The organism is Dyella sp. NPDC103356, from assembly GCF_055584465.1.
In genome coordinates, this window is record NZ_JBVJLZ010000004.1 from 501815 (window position 1) to 518617 (window position 16803).

At 62.2% G+C, this 16803-nt stretch carries 18 protein-coding genes; 9 read left to right on the forward strand and 9 right to left on the reverse strand.

Annotated elements, in window-relative coordinates; genetic code table 11:
- The first annotated feature begins 62 nt into the window (after positions 1 to 62).
- The 3 genes from ACZ6WW_RS12060 to ACZ6WW_RS12070 all read left to right on the forward strand — a co-directional run bounded on the left by ACZ6WW_RS12060 (position 63) and on the right by ACZ6WW_RS12070 (position 3821).
- The gene (locus tag ACZ6WW_RS12060; RefSeq protein WP_465274397.1) at positions 63 to 1082 is read left to right on the forward strand and encodes a serine kinase; all 1020 of its coding nucleotides are present in this window, start codon (positions 63 to 65) and stop codon (positions 1080 to 1082) included.
- Positions 1083 to 1143: 61 nt separating this feature from the next.
- The gene (locus ACZ6WW_RS12065; RefSeq protein WP_465274398.1) at positions 1144 to 2862 is read left to right on the forward strand and encodes an ATP-binding cassette domain-containing protein; all 1719 of its coding nucleotides are present in this window, start codon (positions 1144 to 1146) and stop codon (positions 2860 to 2862) included.
- A gap of 155 nt (positions 2863 to 3017) precedes the next feature.
- Entirely contained in the window at positions 3018 to 3821 is an 804-nt protein-coding gene (locus ACZ6WW_RS12070; protein ID WP_465274399.1) for a plasmid replication/partition related protein, read from the forward strand.
- A gap of 4 nt (positions 3822 to 3825) precedes the next feature.
- Here ACZ6WW_RS12070 and ACZ6WW_RS12075 read toward each other — a convergent pair whose 3' ends face one another.
- The 3 genes from ACZ6WW_RS12075 to ACZ6WW_RS12085 all read right to left on the reverse strand — a co-directional run bounded on the left by ACZ6WW_RS12075 (position 3826) and on the right by ACZ6WW_RS12085 (position 6400).
- Positions 3826 to 4833, reverse strand: a complete 1008-nt coding sequence (locus ACZ6WW_RS12075; protein WP_465274400.1) for an aldo/keto reductase — start codon at positions 4831 to 4833, stop codon at positions 3826 to 3828.
- A 246-nt stretch (positions 4834 to 5079) separates the two neighbouring features.
- Positions 5080 to 5412 carry a carboxymuconolactone decarboxylase family protein gene (locus ACZ6WW_RS12080; protein ID WP_465274401.1) on the reverse strand — a complete coding sequence of 111 codons (333 nt, stop codon included), beginning with the start codon at positions 5410 to 5412 and terminating at the stop codon, positions 5080 to 5082.
- A gap of 4 nt (positions 5413 to 5416) precedes the next feature.
- On the reverse strand, positions 5417 to 6400 hold the full coding sequence (locus tag ACZ6WW_RS12085) for an aldo/keto reductase (protein WP_465274402.1): 984 nt from the start codon (positions 6398 to 6400) through the stop codon (positions 5417 to 5419).
- A 101-nt stretch (positions 6401 to 6501) separates the two neighbouring features.
- Between ACZ6WW_RS12085 and ACZ6WW_RS12090 the strand changes: the two genes are divergently transcribed.
- A complete protein-coding gene (locus tag ACZ6WW_RS12090; protein ID WP_465274403.1) occupies positions 6502 to 7395 on the forward strand; it encodes a LysR family transcriptional regulator in 894 nt (297 codons plus the stop codon).
- A 55-nt stretch (positions 7396 to 7450) separates the two neighbouring features.
- Here the strand turns inward: ACZ6WW_RS12090 and ACZ6WW_RS12095 are convergent, their stop codons facing one another.
- The 3 genes from ACZ6WW_RS12095 to ACZ6WW_RS12105 form a co-directional block, all read right to left on the reverse strand.
- Complete coding sequence (locus tag ACZ6WW_RS12095; RefSeq protein ID WP_465274404.1) at positions 7451 to 8377, reverse strand: Dyp-type peroxidase; 927 nt, start codon at positions 8375 to 8377, stop codon at positions 7451 to 7453.
- A 46-nt stretch (positions 8378 to 8423) separates the two neighbouring features.
- Positions 8424 to 8732, reverse strand: a complete 309-nt coding sequence (locus ACZ6WW_RS12100) for a UBP-type zinc finger domain-containing protein (protein ID WP_465274405.1) — start codon at positions 8730 to 8732, stop codon at positions 8424 to 8426.
- Between the two features lie 80 nt (positions 8733 to 8812).
- On the reverse strand, positions 8813 to 9979 hold the full coding sequence (locus ACZ6WW_RS12105; RefSeq protein WP_465274406.1) for a hypothetical protein: 1167 nt from the start codon (positions 9977 to 9979) through the stop codon (positions 8813 to 8815).
- Positions 9980 to 10187: 208 nt separating this feature from the next.
- On the opposite strand from ACZ6WW_RS12105, the gene ACZ6WW_RS12110 reads away from it, so the two are divergent.
- Positions 10188 to 11630, forward strand: a complete 1443-nt coding sequence (locus ACZ6WW_RS12110; RefSeq protein WP_465274407.1) for a DHA2 family efflux MFS transporter permease subunit — start codon at positions 10188 to 10190, stop codon at positions 11628 to 11630.
- A gap of 178 nt (positions 11631 to 11808) precedes the next feature.
- On the opposite strand, the gene ACZ6WW_RS12115 is transcribed toward ACZ6WW_RS12110, so the two are convergent.
- From ACZ6WW_RS12115 to ACZ6WW_RS12125, 3 genes are read right to left on the reverse strand one after another with little or no spacing between them, the layout of a single operon-like run.
- Positions 11809 to 13128 (reverse strand): sensor histidine kinase, encoded by a 1320-nt coding sequence (locus ACZ6WW_RS12115; RefSeq protein ID WP_465274408.1) that lies wholly within the window; start codon positions 13126 to 13128, stop codon positions 11809 to 11811.
- Positions 13125 to 13865, reverse strand: a complete 741-nt coding sequence (locus ACZ6WW_RS12120; RefSeq protein WP_465274409.1) for a response regulator — start codon at positions 13863 to 13865, stop codon at positions 13125 to 13127. The genes ACZ6WW_RS12115 and ACZ6WW_RS12120 overlap by 4 nt, the downstream gene beginning before the upstream one ends.
- Positions 13866 to 13906: 41 nt before the next feature.
- Complete coding sequence (locus ACZ6WW_RS12125; RefSeq protein WP_465274410.1) at positions 13907 to 14449, reverse strand: redoxin family protein; 543 nt, start codon at positions 14447 to 14449, stop codon at positions 13907 to 13909.
- 300 nt (positions 14450 to 14749) lie between these two features.
- Between ACZ6WW_RS12125 and ACZ6WW_RS12130 the strand changes: the two genes are divergently transcribed.
- The 4 genes from ACZ6WW_RS12130 to ACZ6WW_RS12145 are packed head-to-tail and all read left to right on the forward strand — an operon-like array spanning position 14750 to position 16753.
- Positions 14750 to 15166: an organic hydroperoxide resistance protein gene (locus ACZ6WW_RS12130; protein WP_465274411.1), complete on the forward strand. Its 417-nt coding sequence runs from the start codon at positions 14750 to 14752 to the stop codon at positions 15164 to 15166.
- Positions 15167 to 15206: 40 nt separating this feature from the next.
- Positions 15207 to 15482 (forward strand): BufA1 family periplasmic bufferin-type metallophore, encoded by a 276-nt coding sequence (locus ACZ6WW_RS12135; protein WP_281850912.1) that lies wholly within the window; start codon positions 15207 to 15209, stop codon positions 15480 to 15482.
- Complete coding sequence (locus tag ACZ6WW_RS12140; RefSeq protein WP_465274412.1) at positions 15479 to 15961, forward strand: DoxX family protein; 483 nt, start codon at positions 15479 to 15481, stop codon at positions 15959 to 15961. The genes ACZ6WW_RS12135 and ACZ6WW_RS12140 overlap by 4 nt, the downstream gene beginning before the upstream one ends.
- Before the next feature lie 39 nt (positions 15962 to 16000).
- The gene (locus ACZ6WW_RS12145; RefSeq protein ID WP_465274413.1) at positions 16001 to 16753 is read left to right on the forward strand and encodes an alpha/beta fold hydrolase; all 753 of its coding nucleotides are present in this window, start codon (positions 16001 to 16003) and stop codon (positions 16751 to 16753) included.
- Positions 16754 to 16803: the final 50 nt, after the last annotated feature.

Below are 16803 nucleotides of genomic sequence, written 5' to 3' on the forward strand. Positions count from 1 at the left end.
GCTACGACGTCAGCGATCTCATGGCCGACCCCTTTTGTGAACGGTCCGGCCATCGCTTCTCCATGCAAAAGCAGATCCTGGGCGGGCGCTTTCAGTTCGGAAGCAACAGCGAGGCGTTGCTGCGTCTGGTCGAAGACGCCTATGCCAGGCTGCCGCAGCATCAGTTGCCGGTGACCGCGTCGCCGTTTCATGTCGAACTGCGATTGGTGTCACGTTATGCGCCCATCGAAAGTGTCGAGCCGCCTCCCGTGCAAATGCAGTCGGGCGCGGGCGTGCTCTGCGGCGTGATGGATGCGTTCAATTACGTGATGCTCGTCCCAGATCAGCAACGTGCCTTGATCGTTGCCTCGGAGGACATGCTGAGTCGCGCTTATCACCTGCGTTACGAGCTGATCGAATTTGTGGTCTTTACTCTCGCCACGCGCGGGTTGGGCCTGGTGCCGTTGCATGGCGCCTGTGTCGGTCGCGATGGGCGCGGGCTGCTGCTGCTGGGATCCAGCGGCTCGGGTAAATCGACTCTGGCCCTGCACAGCTTGCTGCAGGGTCTGGACTTTCTTGCCGAGGATGCCGTCTTCGTACACCCCGACAGCATGCTTGCCACGGGCGTCGCGAATTTCGTGCATGTGCAGGCCGATGCGCTGCGCTTTCTCGACAACGATGAAATCAATCGATGGATCGGCCAGGCACCGGTGATCCGTCGTCGCAGCGGTGTCGAGAAGTTCGAAGCCGATCTCAGAGATGGCCATGGCCGGCTTGCCATGGCCCCGTTGAAACTGGTGGGCGCGGTATGCGTATCACGGGAACCGGCCGACGATCCCGATCGCCTGCTGAGCACGGTTCCGCTGCCGGAAGCCATCGCATGGCTTGCCAACGATCAGCCTTACGCAGCGGGACAACCCGGTTGGCATGCATTTGCACAGCGGCTCGCGCAGCTGGGTATCCATCGGCTTCGACGCGGCAAGCATCCGAGGGCTTCGGTCGAGGCGTTGCTGCAGCTTTTGGACGGAGCGGGGACAACCTTTCCCGCGGCAGACGGCACATATGCGCATGGCAACCTGGCCACGGGAGACGTGTCGTTCTGAGTCATAAAGCATCCCTGACGCCGCTGCTGCCGATCCAGGCCAGCGGCCTGTGCGTGTAACGATGTCAGACCCGCATCGAGCGACGAGCCTGCTGCGCGCGCTTGCGCGTACGCTAAGCACGGCGGACATCGTCGAGACGGTCGCCTATGTCGTGTTGTCGGTGGCGGTGGCATTCGCGGGCAGTCTCGTTGCGATACTCCTGGTGCCCCTGGTCCAGCCAGGGCATGTCGTGGCATTGGCAGGCGGCTTGCTCGATGCGCATGGCGATATCGACAAGCAGGCGCTCATCTTTGCCGCTGCCACCATAAGCTTTGCCCTGCTGCGCTGGCTGGCATCGCGAATGGGCGCACGCCTGGTGGCCCGTTACGGCATAGGGTTGCGGCGTGCGGTGCATGCGCGCCTGATCGATGCGCCGCTGGTGTCGCTTGCCGATCTGACCTCGGCCGAGATCGCCAACGTGCTTACCCACAATGTCGAACTCGTCATCCAGGGCTTCAGCGCCCTGCAGCAGCTGCTGGTGACCTGCGTGACCTCGGCCGTCAGCCTGGCCTTTGCGCTCTGGTTGTCGCCGCAACTGGTATTGGCGGCGCCGCTGCTCGTGGTATTCGCCCTGATCGGGTCGCGCATCAGCACGCGAGAGCAGGTGCAGGTGAGCCGCCAGTACGTCGCGGACATGACCCGGCTGTTCTGGCACAGCGAGGATTTTCCGCGACGCCTGCGCCATGTGCGTTCCTTCGAGCGCGAAGAGGCGGAGAAGGCAAGTTACGGCGATATCTCTACGCGACTGGGCTATGGCTACCGTCGTCAGCTGGAGTTGATCGCTTCCGGACGGCTGGTACTCGAACTGCTGGCAGCCATCGGTATCGCGGCAGTCTTCATGCTTGCCCATCGCTGGCAGGGTTTCGATCAGTCGTCGCTGGTCGCCGTGGGCTTGTTGCTCGGGCGCTTGTTGCCGTATCTGGTGTCGACGCGGCAGAGTTTTCAGCAGCTACGCCTGGCCGCGCCGGCGTTCGAACTGTGGCAGCGCTATACCCAGCTGGAATCGACCCGTCCGTCCAGCGCACCCGCGCGAGTACCGCTCGCCGGCACGACATTGCATATCGAGCGGATGCGCTTGAACCCGCCATCGAACGGACTGGACATTGCCGACCTGCGCTTGCATCCCGGCGAGCTGACCTCGATCGCCGGTGACTCCGGTATCGGCAAGAGCAGCCTGGTCGATGTACTGGCCGGCATGATGACGCCGGAGATCTTCGTGGCACGCGCGGGCCATCGATCGATCGAATTCAGCGAGTATCGGGAGCTGGTACGCCATGGCGCCTATGTCAGCCAGAGTGTCCGGCCCTGGCAGCATTCGGTGCGCGAATGCCTGCTATGGGCCGCACCGGACGCGACCGAAGCGATGATGCAGCGTGCGTTGATCGATGTCGGCCTCGACAAGCGGCTGGCCGACTCCGATCGCGGACTGGACACATCGCTGCACAGCTCGTCGAGTCGGTTGTCCGGCGGCGAGCTGCAACGATTGCTGCTCGCCCAGGTGATCCTGCGGCAGCCCTCGCTCGCCCTGCTGGACGAGGCGACCAGCGCGCTCGATGCCGCGTCCGAGATCGCCGTGCTTTCGGCGCTCAAGCGTTGCCTGCCACAGACCATTCTGATCGTCGTGTCGCACCGTTCAAGCGTGGCGACCATCGCGGACCAGTGTCTGACCATCGGCAATGATCTGGTGACAACGGTGGTTGGCAACACTGAGCTACGGCGCGCGACATCGCTGGCTGGCTGAAAAGAAGCCCCGGAATCCTCCCGAACTCCACCTACTCGTCATCCCGGCCTGCGCCGGGATGACGATAAAGAGAGAGGGAACTCGATCAAAGGGTCGGCAAAACGCCTCGCCCTCTCTACAATGCGGCCCCTTTCCCTCACCCGGCAGCCGTGACTGTGGATATCGTCGTCAACGAAGAACTCAAGGCCTATATCGACCCAATGACCCCGGACGAATACGAGGCGTTGGAGCGAAGCATCCTGGCCGAGGGTTGTCGCGACGCGTTGGTGCTGTGGGGTGAGACGTTGGTCGACGGCCACCATCGCTACAGCGTGTGCCGCAAGCACGACCTGCCTTTCAAGACCATGCAGAACACGCAGTTCCAGTCCATGGACGACGTGCATCTGTGGATGATCGACCAGCACCTTGGTCGGCGCAGCGTGTCGCCCTTTCAGCGCGGGGTGCTGGCGCTGCGCAAGCGCGCCATCCTGGCCGAACGACGGAGCCGTGCGCGCGATGCCGATAAACCGGTGGAAACGCCTGAGCCGGTCGAGGCGACCAGCGAGACAGCGGAAACCGTTACCGACACGCCACGAGCCGAACCTGCAATCAGCCGCGAAGCACTCGCACGCGAGGCGCGGCTCAGCAACAGCCAGGTCGGGATGATCGAGAAGATCCAGAAACAGGCCACGCCGGAAGTGGTCGAAGCGGTCAAGTCGGGCGCGCTGTCGATCAATGCGGCTGCTGCTGTGGCTACTCTTCCAGCAGAAGAGCAACGCGCCGCCGCTGTTGCGGGCGGCGACGAGCTCAAGCAGGCGGCCAAACGGGTACGTGAGGCGCGCCGCAAACCGCGTGATGAAACCAAGGCGCCGCAAGATACAACCGACGATAACGAGTTGCTCGAGCTACGCCAGCGTGTGATCGAGCTGACGGCGGAGAACGAAGCCTTGCGTCGCGAACTGGCGGAACTGCGAGGCTAGAAGTTCAGGCGACCTGTCGCCCCTCGATCGGATAACCCGGATCGGTATAGCCGGGCGTCGAAACATGGCCCGGCGGCACCAGGCCATCGACGAATGCTTCGTCTTCCGGCCCGAGCTCGAGCTGCAGCGCATCGATATAGCTGTCCCAGTGGGCTTCGGTCCGCGGGCCGGCAATGGTGGCGCTGACGAAGCGATTCTTGAGCACCCACGCCAACGCGAAAGCGACCGATGTCGTGCCGCGCCGGGCCGCATATTCCGCCAACAACGTTGCGATCTTCAGCGATTCGGGTCGCCATTCGGTTTGCTGGATGCGCTTGTCGCCGCGACCTGCACGCGAGTCGCTCGGCGGTGATGCGTCCACGGCGTATTTGCCAGTCAGCACGCCGCGCGCCAGTGGGCTATAGGGCACCACGCCGATGCCGTAATGGGCCGCTGCCGGCAACTGCTCCACTTCGGCGCTGCGATCGACCATGTTGTAGAGCGGCTCGCTGGCGATGGGGCGGTCGACACCGAGCTGGTCGGCCAGCCGTACGATCTCGGCAATGCGCCAGCCACGAAAGTTGGATAGGCCGAAATAGCGAAGCTTGCCCTGGCGAATCAAATCACCGATGGCACGCACGCCTTCTTCCATCGGCGCATCGACGAGCGCGCGATGGAAATACAGGATATCGATGTAATCGGTGCCGAGCCGCTTCAGGCTTGCGTCGACCGACTGCATGATCCATTTGCGCGATTGGCCTTGCTCGTTCGGGCCACTTTGCGCGGTCGGAAAACCGAACTTGGTCGCCACCACCCAATGATCGCGACGGTTGGCGATGGCCCGGCCAACGACCGACTCCGAACGGCCGGCGTGATAGACGTCGGCGGTGTCGATGAAGTTGATGCCCTGCTCGAAGGCCTTGTCGATGATGCGCCTGGAAGTAGCTTCGTCGGTCTCGCCGCCGAACATCATGGCTCCTAGGCACAGGGGGGATATTTTGAGGGCACTGCGGCCAAGGTAACGGTAATCCACGTGTGTTCTCCAAAGTTTTATAGGGGAGACGTCAGGGAACTTCTGAAAACCATTCCTATTCGTCATTCCGGCGAAGGCCGGAACCCATTCCTCGGGGCAGATGCTTGCCACAGGTTGCCTGACAAGCGATTACTGAGGAGTAGATCCCGGCCTTCGCCGGGATGACGATGAAAACAGAGGTAATTCGAGGCCATCTTCAGTCGCGGCCCACGGTTACATCACGACTTGTCGCGGCTGAAGCCGCTCCTACAAAGATTGCGTTGCTTCTTCGAAAACCCGTCGAGCGATCGACACGGCCGAACTGGCGGTGGGCCAGCCCGAATAGAAGGCGAGATGTGTGATCACCTCGATCAACTCCTCTCGACTGACTCCATTATCCAATGCTTTCCTTAGGTGGAAAGGCAGCTCGTTGGTGCGATAGAGCGCGATCAGGCTTGCGACGGTGATCAGACTGCGATCACGTGGGGACAATCCCGGTCGCTCCCAGACATCGCCAAACAATACCTTGTCGGTGTAGTCGGCCAATGCCGGAGCGATATCGCCGAATGCGTTGCGTGCGGCAGAAGGTGTATGAGTCATGTGATCACCGATCGACGCGTTGCTGCAGGTGCTGCGGATAGCGCTCGCCTTGCACCGGGATCAGGGAAACGGCGCTTTCGATCTCGCTCAGATCGCCAGACGTCAGCTCGATACTGGCCGCTCCGAGATTCTCCTCCAGACGATGCAGCTTCGTGGTGCCGGGAATCGGCACAATCCAGGGCTTGCGTGCCAGCAGCCATGCCAGGGCGATCTGCGCCGGGGTCGCCCCTCGCTGCGCTGCCATCTGTCCAAGCAAATCGACCAGGGCCTGGTTTGCCTTTCGTGCTTCGGTCGTGAAGCGCGGAACGATATTGCGAAAATCGGTACTGTCGAAGGTCGTGTTTTCGCTGATGGCGCCGGTCAGAAAGCCCTTGCCCAATGGGCTGAACGGAACAAAGCCGATACCGAGTTCTTCCAGCGTCGGCAGGATGTCCGCTTCAGGCTCCCTCCACCACAGCGAGTACTCGCTTTGCAGCGCAGCGACCGGTTGCACCGCGTGCGCGCGCCGGATCGATTTCACGCCGGCTTCGGACAGACCGAAGTGCTTGACCTTGCCCTGCTGGATAAGATCCTTCACCGCGCCGGCGACGTCTTCCATCGGGACGTTCGGATCCACGCGGTGCTGGTAGAACAGATCGATACGGTCGGTTCTGAGGCGCTTGAGTGCAGCCTCGGCTACCTGCTTGATGTGCTCCGGCCGGCTGTCCAGGCCAAGATTGACCTCGCCTTCCTTGAAGCCGAATTTTGTCGCGATCACGACCTGATCGCGAAGCGGAGCCAGTGCTTCGCCGACCAGTTCCTCATTGGCGAACGGCCCATAGGCTTCGGCGGTATCAAAAAAGGTGACGCCACGCTCGGCCGCCGAGCGGATCAGGGCAATGGCGGTCTGCCTTTCCGTGGCAGGCCCATAGCCAAAGCTCAGCCCCATGCATCCGAGCCCGATCGCCGACACTTCCAGGCCGCTGTTTCCCAATGAACGTTTTTGCATGGATTTCTCCTGCCCGATGTAATTGATCCGGGCATCCTAGTCCTCCGGGTTGATGCGATTAAGTGGTATAAATCGCATGGACTTATGGCTGGAGACCATAAATGCCGCGTGAGAACTTCAGCGATCTCTTGGCCTTTCTTGCGGTGGCGCGTGAGCGCAGCTTTACCAAGGCCGCGGCCAAGCTCGGTATCTCACAATCGACGCTCAGCCATACGATCCGTGCGCTCGAAGAACGCCTGGGCGTCCGCCTTCTGGCAAGAACCACGCGCAGCGTCACGCCCACCGATGCAGGTGAGCGTTTGCGTGCCGCGGTTGCGCCGCGGTTCGAGGAAATCGATGCCGAACTATCGGCACTGAGCGAACTGCGGGATAAACCCGCGGGCATCATTCGTATTACTTCAGGCGAGCACGCGGCAAGCGCGATTCTCTGGCCCGCGCTGGAAACCTTGCTGCCCGACTATCCGGACATTCATGTAGAAATCGTTGTCGACTATGGCCTGACGGATATCGTCGCCGAACGCTACGACGCTGGTGTCCGTTTGGGCGAGCAGGTGGCGAAGGACATGATCGCCGTACGCATCGGTCCCGATATGCGCATGGCGGCGGTCGGCGCGCCTGCGTATTTTGCGCGGCGCAAGCGACCGAAAACGCCGCAGGACCTGACGCATCACGACTGCATCAATCTGCGCTTGCCGACGCACGGAGGCATCTATCCCTGGGAGTTCGAAAAAGCCGGTCGCGAAGTGCGGGTGCGTGTCGAGGGCCAACTGGTTTTCAACAATATCGCGCTGAGACGCGATGCGGTTCTGGCAGGCCTTGGCCTGGCCTATCTGCCGGAAGACCAGGTACAGAAATACATCGACGACGGAAAACTCATCCGCGTACTTGCCGACTGGTGCCCGCCGTTTCCCGGCTATCACCTCTACTACCCAAGCCGCCGGCAGCCGTCTCCGGCGTTTACCTTGCTGGTGGATGCGTTGCGTTATCGGGGTTGAGTTGTTTTTGGGCGGGTAGGAGATGCTTCCGCGAGCACCTGGCCCCCTCAACCCATCAGCCAGCCACTTCTTCTAGAAACGTCGCCGACGGCACAAAAAACAACGTGCCGGTAACAGCCTTGCTATGGTCGAGCAACCGGTCGTAATTACCAGGTGGACGACCGACAAACATGTTGACGAGCATCTGTTCGATGCGTTGTGGGGAACGCGCATAACCGATGAAATAAGTGCCGAACTCGCCCTTGCCGATGTCACCGAACGGCATGTTGTCGCGCACGATATCCAACTGCTCGCCGTTCTCCACGATCGTGGTCAGTGCATTGTGCGCGTAGCTCGGTTTGACGCTGTCCTCCAGCTCGATGTCCGCAAGCTTGGTCCTGCCCACGATCTTTTCCTGCTGCTCTACGGGTAGCGCATTCCAGCTTTGCAGGTCATGCAGGTACTTCTGCACGATCACGTAGCTTCCGCCGGTGAAGCCCGGGTCCTCGTTACCGACGATGGCCGCATCCAGCGCCGCCTGGTCGACCGGGTTCTCCGTTCCGTCGACAAACCCGATCAGGTCGCGGTCATCGAAATAGGTGAAACCATGCACCTCGTCGACGGTGACGACGGAGTCGCGGAGCCGGGACATGATCTGGCTCGCAAGTTCGAAACACAGGTCCATGCGCGTGGCGCGCACATGGAACAGGATGTCGCCCGGCGTGGATACGGCATGGTGCTGCCCCTGAATTTCGCGAAACGGATGCAAATCCCTGGGCCTGGGTTGCCCGAAGAGCCGGTCCCAGGCATCGGATCCGAAACCCATCACGCACGAGAGGCGCCCTTCCAGGTCCCGAAAACCCACGGCGCGCAGAAGCCCTGCCAGATCGCCACAAAGGGCGCGAACGGTTGCGCGATGCTGAGGCTCCGGCTTCAGCGTCAGGACCAGAAAAATAGCGGCACGTGTGAGCTTTGCTACAACCGGCTGCGGAACGACGGACACAGTCACCTCCATTGCACGTGCGCTTGGGTCTTTAAAAATAAGGCGTTCAGTAGTAACGCGGAATCGGGCCGAGCTGCGGCGTCATGCGGTCGCTCAAGTCAAATTCGACTTCGTCCACATAGCACCAGCCCCAACCCTCCGGCGGATCGTAGCCTTCGATGATGGGATGTTGGGTGCGGTGGAAATGCCGGGTTGCATGCCGGTTCGGGGAGTCGTCGCAACAGCCCACATGTCCGCAGGTGCGACAGATACGCAAATGAACCCATGTATCCCCGGACTTGAGGCATTCCTCGCACCCGCGTGCGCTGGGCGTGACATCCTGGATCGACGCTAGATGGCTGCAATGACTGGTCATCGGAGAACCCCGTTGGCGGCGAAGAAGCTCTCTCGCATCTTAGACCTTTCTCCTGCAAGCCAGGAGGCTTTTTCGATGCGTCAAGGTGCCCGCGCACCCGACCGCTGCACGATTTTCTGGCAGTCGGCGAAATAGCTCGCATAACTGTCCTTGACTCGCGCCGGACCCATCGTAAAGCCGTAACGTACTACGCCGCTCTTGTCCTTGATCCATGCACCCATGGAGTAAGTGGCGAGAAAACTCGTCAACTGTTCCATCGACAACGGACGGCTGAGCACGATGGCATCATCGACTGCGCGGGCGCGCCCGCTTTGCTGCGGCATGATTTCCTGCTCGTTGATCTCGAAATACGCCCGGCTTTCGCGCGCCACAAGTTGCCGCGCCCGTTCACGACCTACCGTGTAGTACGCCGTGAGCGTCACGCCCTCGGGCGCACAGACCAGGGTGACCTTGTTGTCGCCACCGCGCACGATCTGCGAGAACGTTAGCGTGGCCGGCATGGTTGCGGGCTGGTAGCTGGCAATGAGCGGCTGGCGGCCGTTGTTGGACAGGCCCCAGCCGAGCAGTTGATCTGCGTCGAACCACACCATGTCGGTCCTGGGCGGGGTCGGTGCGCGATAGAACGCCCAGGGGTTGGCATCCATCGATTTCAGGTACGCGGCGGCTTCGTCTGCCGCCTGGTTTCTGCCGGCCTCGTTTTTTCTGATCGCCGGTACATGCGACTGGTGCACGCCGATCCGATCCATGCCGGACGCCGACCAGCGGTACAAGCCGCCCAGATACGCATAGGCGCACGCATCCGTGCAAAGCGCAGCCTTCGGCGGTTCGCCCGGGCGCCGCAATGTGCCGACATGGGTAACCATGCCGCTGGATCGAAACAGCCGCCCAAGCGCAAAGCCCGCACCCATGTCTTCGCCCGACGCATCGAGATAGACGTCGGACCCGGTGGGAATCTTCCCGGCTTTCACCCAGGCATCGAAACGCTGGGGTGCATCCGCGTCGATCACCCCGTAGAGATAGACCTGGGTGGCCTTGGCCACGGCAAGCGTCAAGCGGTCGTTCTTTACCGCCATCGATAGCTGGTTCGCGGGCATGTCCCCAGGCGGCAGGGCAGGTTCGCGTGTCTTGCTGGTGCGGGCATGAGCAAGCAGCGGGCCCAGGCAAGCCGCGAGCACCATGGTGCTCAGAAGCCGTCGCTGCCAGGTGATTGTGCGAACAGGGCGTTGATACACGTTGACGGATGGCACGGCCATTCCCGTGATTGAAACCGGCCGAGTGTCGCGGGTGGCGGATGTCCGCCCAATGAACGTCGGCGACCCGCGCAATTTGATGGTTTGAGAGATAACCGGCCCGGCTTGGCTTATCCTTGGCATCCTGCGCTCCACTTTAGTCCCCAGCCTTCCCAGTGAAAGTCGAACCCCACCCGTTGTTGCCAGGATCGGCCAGGATCGTCGTATGAACTTGCCGGGCGAGGACGTCGCTGCGAAAGATGCGCCTGCCGCGCCGGCGAGCACCGATTATCGCGTGATTTCCCTGATCGTGGCCTGCTCCATCTTCATGGAGCAACTGGATGCTACCGTGCTGGCCACGGCATTGCCCACGATGGCACATGACTTCGGTGTCACCGCGCCGGCGATGAGCGTGGTCATCACCTGTTATCTGCTGATGCTGGCCATTTTCATTCCGGCGAGTGGGGCGATGGCCGATCGCTTCGGCGCGCGCCGCGTCTTCAGCACGGCCATCGGCGTGTTTGTCGCCGGCTCGATCCTCTGCGCCTGGACCACCAGCCTGCCCATGATGGTTGCGGCACGCGTGGTGCAGGGTGCCGGTGGGGCGATGATGGCGCCGATCGGGCGGCTGATCCTGTTGCGCACGGTGGAGCGCCGCAATCTTGTTTCGGCGATGTCCTGGACGTTGGTCCCTGCGTTTCTGGGGCCGCTGATCGGCCCGCCGCTGGGCGGATTTATCGTCACCTATCTCGACTGGCGCTGGATCTTCTACATCAATGTGCCGATCGGTGTGCTCGGCTTTGTGCTGGTGCGCAAGCTGATACCGGATATCAGCAGCGAAACGACCGCCTCGCGTTTCGATCTGCTGGGCTTCGTGCTATGCGGTGTCGGCCTTGGCTGCCTGCTGTTCGGTTTCGAATCCATTGGCCAGAACGCGGCACTGCCGGAGGCGCTCACGTTGCTGGCCATTGGTCTTTGCGCATGCATCGCTTATGTGTGGCATGCGAAGCGCCGGCCCAATCCGCTGCTCGATCTGTCTCTGCTCAAGATCGATTCGTTCCGCTTGTCGGTCATTGGCGGTTCGCTGATGCGCGTAACGCAAGGCGCGCAACCGTTTCTGCTGCCGCTGATGTTTCAGATCGGCTTCGGCTGGTCCGCCGTGCGCAGCGGTCAACTGATCCTGGCCACCACGCTCGGCGCCATCGTCACTCGCAGTTTTACGCCGCGGCTGCTGCGACGCGTCGGTTTTCGTAATGGCATGATCTTCAATGGCGTGCTCTCCAGCCTGGGCTACGCGGTGTGCGCTTTCTTCCGCCCCGACTGGCCGTCCGCCATCATGTTCGCCTTGCTGTTCTGCTGCGGCGCGTTCATGTCGTTCCAGTTCGCCGCCTATAACACCATCGCGTACGAGGCTGTGCCTACGTCGCGCGTCAGCGCCGCCAATAGCTTCTACACCACGCTGCAGCAGTTGATGCTGTCGGTGGGTGTATGTACCGGTTCGCTGCTGCTCAAATCCACCATGGTCGTCGGTGGCCATACCCAGCCGCAGCTGATGGATTTCTCCATTGCGTTCCTGGTGGTGACCTTGATATCGCTCAGCTCGACGCGTTGGCATCTGGCGTTCGCGCATGATGCGGGGCATGAGTTGAGTGGGCATCGGGCCAAGTGATGCTGCGGAATGACTTCAAGGAGCCTCTAGACACCCTTCCTATCCGTCATTCCGGCGAAGGCCGGAATCCATTCCTCAGCGCAGATGCTTGCCATAGGCTACCTGACGAGTATGGACTGAGGGATAGATCCCGGCCTCCGCCGGGATGACGGATAGGGAAGGTTGAGGTTCTTTCCAGTTACGGCAGCTCTATCGTCGCCACAAGCCCACCACCATCACGGTTGGACAACCGCAAGCTACCACCGATCGAGGTCATCAACTGCGAGGCGATGGCGAGCCCGAGGCCGGTCCCGCCCGTATCGCGATTGCGGGAAGCCTCCAGCCGATAAAACGGCTGCAGCACCTGCTCCAGCTCGTCATCAGGGATGCCGGGCCCACGGTCCGATACGGTGATCAGCAACTTCTCGTCCGTGCCCCGCTGCATGCCGACCTCGGCGCTTCCGCCGTACTTGATCGCATTGTCGATCAGGTTGCCGAGCACGCGCCGCAACGCTTGCGCCCGTACCGTGGCGGTGCCGCCGACGTTGTCGGTCAGGGTCACGGGTTGGCCGACGTCCTGGTAGTCGAAGACCATGCTTTCCAGGAAGGCGGCCGCGTCGATACGCACCGGAGCTTCCGACCCGCCGTGTGCGCTGCGTGCGTAAGCGACACCTTCGCGGACCATATGCTCCATCTGGCGCAGGTCATCAAGAATCTTTTCCTGCTCGCTGCTCTCGTCCAGGGCCTCGGCGCGCAGGCGCATGCGCGTGATGGGGGTCTGCAGGTCGTGCGAGATGGATGCAAGGATATGCAACCGCTCTTTCAGGTGACGACGGATGCGGTCCTGCATGGCATTGAAAGCGACCGCCGCGTGGGCCACCTCAGTGGGACCATCCTGGCTCATGCGCGGGCCGTCGGCGGTCGGCGTCATCGCTTCCACGGCCTGGGCCATGCGGGTGAGCGGGCGCGTGGCCAGCCGCACCGCGAACCAGGTGCATAGCAACAGCAACGCTATCTGCAGCACAAAGACGAACGGTAACCAGCTCGCGACAGGCACCATGCGCGGCGTGATCTCGAGCGTCAGCGGCGAGCCGTCGTGCAAGGTGAAATGCACCTGGTAGCGCTCCGGCTTGAGCGATACGGTCTGGGCATGCACCTGATAACCGGGGCCCACTTCCTTGGCGATCAACTGCACGACGGTGCGTGCGCGGCTGGACAGCGTTGGATTGCCCGGCTGACCGTTGCCGAGGATGTAGTGATAGTTGTCCCGCTCGATGCGGTGAAGCCACGCAGGGCGTTCGGCGGCGGGCAGGCGGTCGAGTATCGCGATCGAGGTGCCGACGTCGTGTTCGAGTGTGTTGAACATGACCGCGGTCGAACTCTGATAGCGCTCCATGAACAACAAACCGAACGACAAGCCGTGCGCCAACATCAGGCCCGCGAAAATGATCAGATACAGGCGCGACGCCATGCTGCCGGGCAGCCAGCGCCGCGTCACGGGGGGTGCTTCCTGATTCATGAGTTCTCCCCATGCACGACGATCGGCATGCTGAACACATAGCCTTCGCTGCGCACGGTCTTGATATAGGACTGGTCCCTGCTGTCATCCAGCAGGCGCTGGCGCAGGCGGCTCACCAGCAAGTCGATAGAGCGGTCGAAAAGCTCCGCATCGCGCCCCTGGGTGAGGTTGAGCAACTGGTCGCGCGACAGCACGCGCTGTGGATGATCGAGGAAGACACGCAGCAGCCGAAATTCGGCCCCGCTCAGGGACACGATCGTCCCATTCTCGTCGAGCAGATGCCGTGCGGTGGTATCCAGCCGCCAGCGCCCGAACGAAATCGTATCGCTGGTTTCGGTGATGCGCAGGTTCGGCGGAAGCATGCGCGTGCGGCGTATGACGGCCTTGATCCGCGCGAGCAGTTCGCGCGGCGAAAAGGGCTTGACTAGGTAGTCGTCCGCGCCCATTTCCAGGCCGATGATGCGGTCGGTTTCGTCGTCGCGCGCGGTGAGCAGAAGGATGGGCAGCGCACGATGCTTGCCGCTGCGCAGGTTGCGGCACAGCACCAGGCCGTCGTCGCCGGGCATCATGATATCCAGCACGATCAAGTCGAATGCGGACGCTTCCAGCTGTGCCCACATGTCGCGGCCATCGACGGCCGCGGTCGCGCGCAGACCATTCTTGCGCAGGTAATCCACCACGCCCGTACGGATGCCGTGATCGTCATCGACAACCAGAATATGGTCGATGTGCTCCATGGCGTGTCTCCAGTGGCTGATAGGGATGCGTGTGGAACGGGTCAGTGCTTGGCGAGAAGCTGGCGGACACGTTGCTCGGTAGTGTCGTAGTTTCCCTCGCCATAGTGGCGATAGACAATGCGCCCGTCGCGATCGATCAGATAGAGCGCCGGCCAGAAACGATTGCCGAAGGCCTTCCAGATGCGGTAGTCGTTGTCGATGACGATCGGCCAATGGATGTCGAACTCGCGCATGGCCGCTTTTACGCCATCGGGATCGCGCTCCTCTTCGTACTCAGGCGTATGGACGCCGACGATAACCAGCCCGTCCTTGCCGAACGTGTCATAGAGCGCCCTGGTGTGCGGCAGCGTGTGCACGCAATTGATGCATTCACGACTCCAGAACTCGACCAGCACCACCTTGCCGCGAAGCTCACCCGACGATAACGGCGGCGAATTGAGCCAGGCCTCGGAGCCTGCAATTTCGGGCGCGATGGCAACAGCCTGGGAATCCCCGGCGCCGGCGGTCGCCCAGCGGCCGGGCCACGCGGCGACAAGCGCCATGCCTATGGCGATCAAGGTGATGGCGGGACGTAGAAAGGTCATGGTGTGGATCTCTGCAAGAGGCAAGGGGCGCGCTGCGCCCGGACGTGCCTATTGAACGAGCCCGGCTTGTCCCGAACGTGTCCGCGATACCGGCGATTTGTATCTCTATGTACAGACGAGGCCAGGCCCGGTCGAGGGGCCGGCATGGCCGATTTGTACCGAAATGTATCGGGCGGTCGCCGCGACACATTTCGATGCGCTTGGGCACCTGGCGGGACACATCGACGATACGTGCGGATCGTCTCCTATGCACACCGGCTGGCCAACAGCCCATCCCTTCTACGCACAGGAAACCGAACCATGAGCAAGATCGATACCGTTCTCTATACCGGCCGCACCTATACCACCGGTGGCCGCGAAGGCGAGTCGCGCAGCTCCGACAATCGCCTCGACATCAAGCTGTCCACGCCCGGCTCGGCCGGCACGGGCACCAACCCCGAACAACTGCTGGCCGCTGGCTGGTCAGCCTGCTTTATCGGCGCCATGGGCCATGCCGCACGCACGCTCAATGTCCGCTTGCCCGCCGATGTGGCGGTGGCGACCGAAGTGGATCTGGGCACCGGCGAAGGCGGCTACTTCATCCAGGCCCGTCTCGACGTGAGCCTGCCGGGCATCGAGCGCAGCGTCGCGCAGAGCCTGATCGAAGCGGCCCATCAGACCTGCCCTTACTCCAAGGCGACGCGCGGAAACATCGACGTCGCGATCACCCTGGTCTGACCTCCGACCACAGCCACTCAACTTCCCAAGGAGCTTATCCATGAAAGCCACACATTCCGCTCTTGCTGCCGCCTTTGCGCTGGGCCTGGCCACACTCGCCTCGGGCGTGCATGCCGACCAAGCCAAGAAGCCGATGGAAAAGTGCTACGGCGTCGCGCTTGCCGGCAAGAACGACTGCGCCGCCGGCGCGGGCACCAGCTGCGCCGGTACATCGAAGGCCGACTACCAGGGCAACGCCTGGGTGCTGGTTGAGAAAGGCACCTGCACGCAGATCAAGACGCCCAAGGGCTACGGCTCGCTCGAGGCCAAGTCGTGATTTCCACGGTCGAACAGGCGACGTCTTCGTCGTCATGGCGCCATGCCGGTTCGGCAGTGGCGACATGGCGGTCGCGGATCTTGTCGGACGACTTGCTGCTGGCGGTCGCGCGCTGGGGCGTGGCTTCGGTGTTCTTCCTCTCGGGGCGTACCAAGGTCGAAGGCATCCTGACGATCAAGCCATCTACCTATGACCTGTTCGCCTCCGAATACGCGTTGCCGCTGATCCCGTCCGAGTGGGCGGCTCGCCTGGCGACAGGCGCCGAGCATCTGTTTCCTCTGCTGCTGGTGCTCGGTCTTTTTACCCGGACATCGGCGCTTGCACTGCTTGGCATGACCACGGTCATCGAGATCTTCGTCTATCCCGATGCATGGCCGACGCACCTGAGCTGGGCCGGTTTGTTGCTGCCGCTGGTGGCGCGCGGTGGAGGCAACTGGTCGCTCGACCGTGTCTTGCGCTCCTGGCGCGCTCATCGCTGAACGCTGTCTTCCTTTCACAACCACTGCAGGTAAAACACCATGCGTAAACTATTGAGCCTCGCCATCGCCATGATGGCACTGACCGGAACGGCCGCTGCCGCGGATGCGCCGACCGGCGTAAAGAACATCGTGATCGTGCCTGGCGCCTTCGTCGACGGTTCCGGTTGGCGTGTCGTCCACGACATCCTGGTGCACAAGGGTTACACGGTAAGCGTCGTGCAGCCGCGTATCGAAACCCTGGCCAACGATATCGAGCAGACCCGCGAACAGATCCGCAAGCAGGATGGCCCGGTGGTCCTGGTCGGCCACAGCTATGGCGGTGCGGTCATCACCCAGGCCGGTAACCGCGACAAGGTCAAGGCCCTGGTCTATGTCGCCGCAGTGCAGCCGGACGTGGGCGAGAGCCTGGCGCAGCTGGTCGCGTCGATGCCGGCGCCCAGCAACGATGTCGTTGCGACACGCGATGGCCATCTGTTCTTCGACGAGAGCAAGTTCGGCGCCGACTTCGCCGGCGACCTGACGCCGAACCGCACCAACTTCATGGCCGTTTCGCAGGTGCCGGCAACCGCCGCCGCCTTCGGCGCCACGATGCAGGTAGCTGCCTGGCACACCAAGCCGACCTGGGCGGTCGTGACCACCGATGACCGCGCACTCAGCCCCGATCTGCAGCGCTGGATGTACAAGCGCGCGGGCTCGAAAGTCACCGAGATCAAGGCCAGCCATGTCGTCTACATCTCGCAGCCCGAAGCGGTCGCCCAGGTGATCGAAGACGCCGCGCAGAGCGTGAAGTAAGCCGGCACCACCATAACCAACCATCCACTACTCAAGGTCCATCCGGGCCA

Coding starts and splice junctions, on each gene's coding strand:
- ACZ6WW_RS12060 (WP_465274397.1), top strand. CDS start 63: ATGCAAAAGCAGATCCTGGGCGGGCGCTTTCAGTTCGGAAGCAACAGC.
- ACZ6WW_RS12065 (WP_465274398.1), top strand. CDS start 1,144: ATGTCAGACCCGCATCGAGCGACGAGCCTGCTGCGCGCGCTTGCGCGT.
- ACZ6WW_RS12080 (WP_465274401.1), bottom strand. CDS start 5,412: ATGACTCATACACCTTCTGCCGCACGCAACGCATTCGGCGATATCGCT.
- ACZ6WW_RS12085 (WP_465274402.1), bottom strand. CDS start 6,400: ATGCAAAAACGTTCATTGGGAAACAGCGGCCTGGAAGTGTCGGCGATC.
- ACZ6WW_RS12090 (WP_465274403.1), top strand. CDS start 6,502: ATGCCGCGTGAGAACTTCAGCGATCTCTTGGCCTTTCTTGCGGTGGCG.
- ACZ6WW_RS12100 (WP_465274405.1), bottom strand. CDS start 8,732: ATGACCAGTCATTGCAGCCATCTAGCGTCGATCCAGGATGTCACGCCC.
- ACZ6WW_RS12110 (WP_465274407.1), top strand. CDS start 10,188: ATGAACTTGCCGGGCGAGGACGTCGCTGCGAAAGATGCGCCTGCCGCG.
- ACZ6WW_RS12115 (WP_465274408.1), bottom strand. CDS start 13,128: ATGAATCAGGAAGCACCCCCCGTGACGCGGCGCTGGCTGCCCGGCAGC.
- ACZ6WW_RS12120 (WP_465274409.1), bottom strand. CDS start 13,865: ATGGAGCACATCGACCATATTCTGGTTGTCGATGACGATCACGGCATC.
- ACZ6WW_RS12125 (WP_465274410.1), bottom strand. CDS start 14,449: ATGACCTTTCTACGTCCCGCCATCACCTTGATCGCCATAGGCATGGCG.
- ACZ6WW_RS12130 (WP_465274411.1), top strand. CDS start 14,750: ATGAGCAAGATCGATACCGTTCTCTATACCGGCCGCACCTATACCACC.
- ACZ6WW_RS12135 (WP_281850912.1), top strand. CDS start 15,207: ATGAAAGCCACACATTCCGCTCTTGCTGCCGCCTTTGCGCTGGGCCTG.
- ACZ6WW_RS12145 (WP_465274413.1), top strand. CDS start 16,001: ATGCGTAAACTATTGAGCCTCGCCATCGCCATGATGGCACTGACCGGA.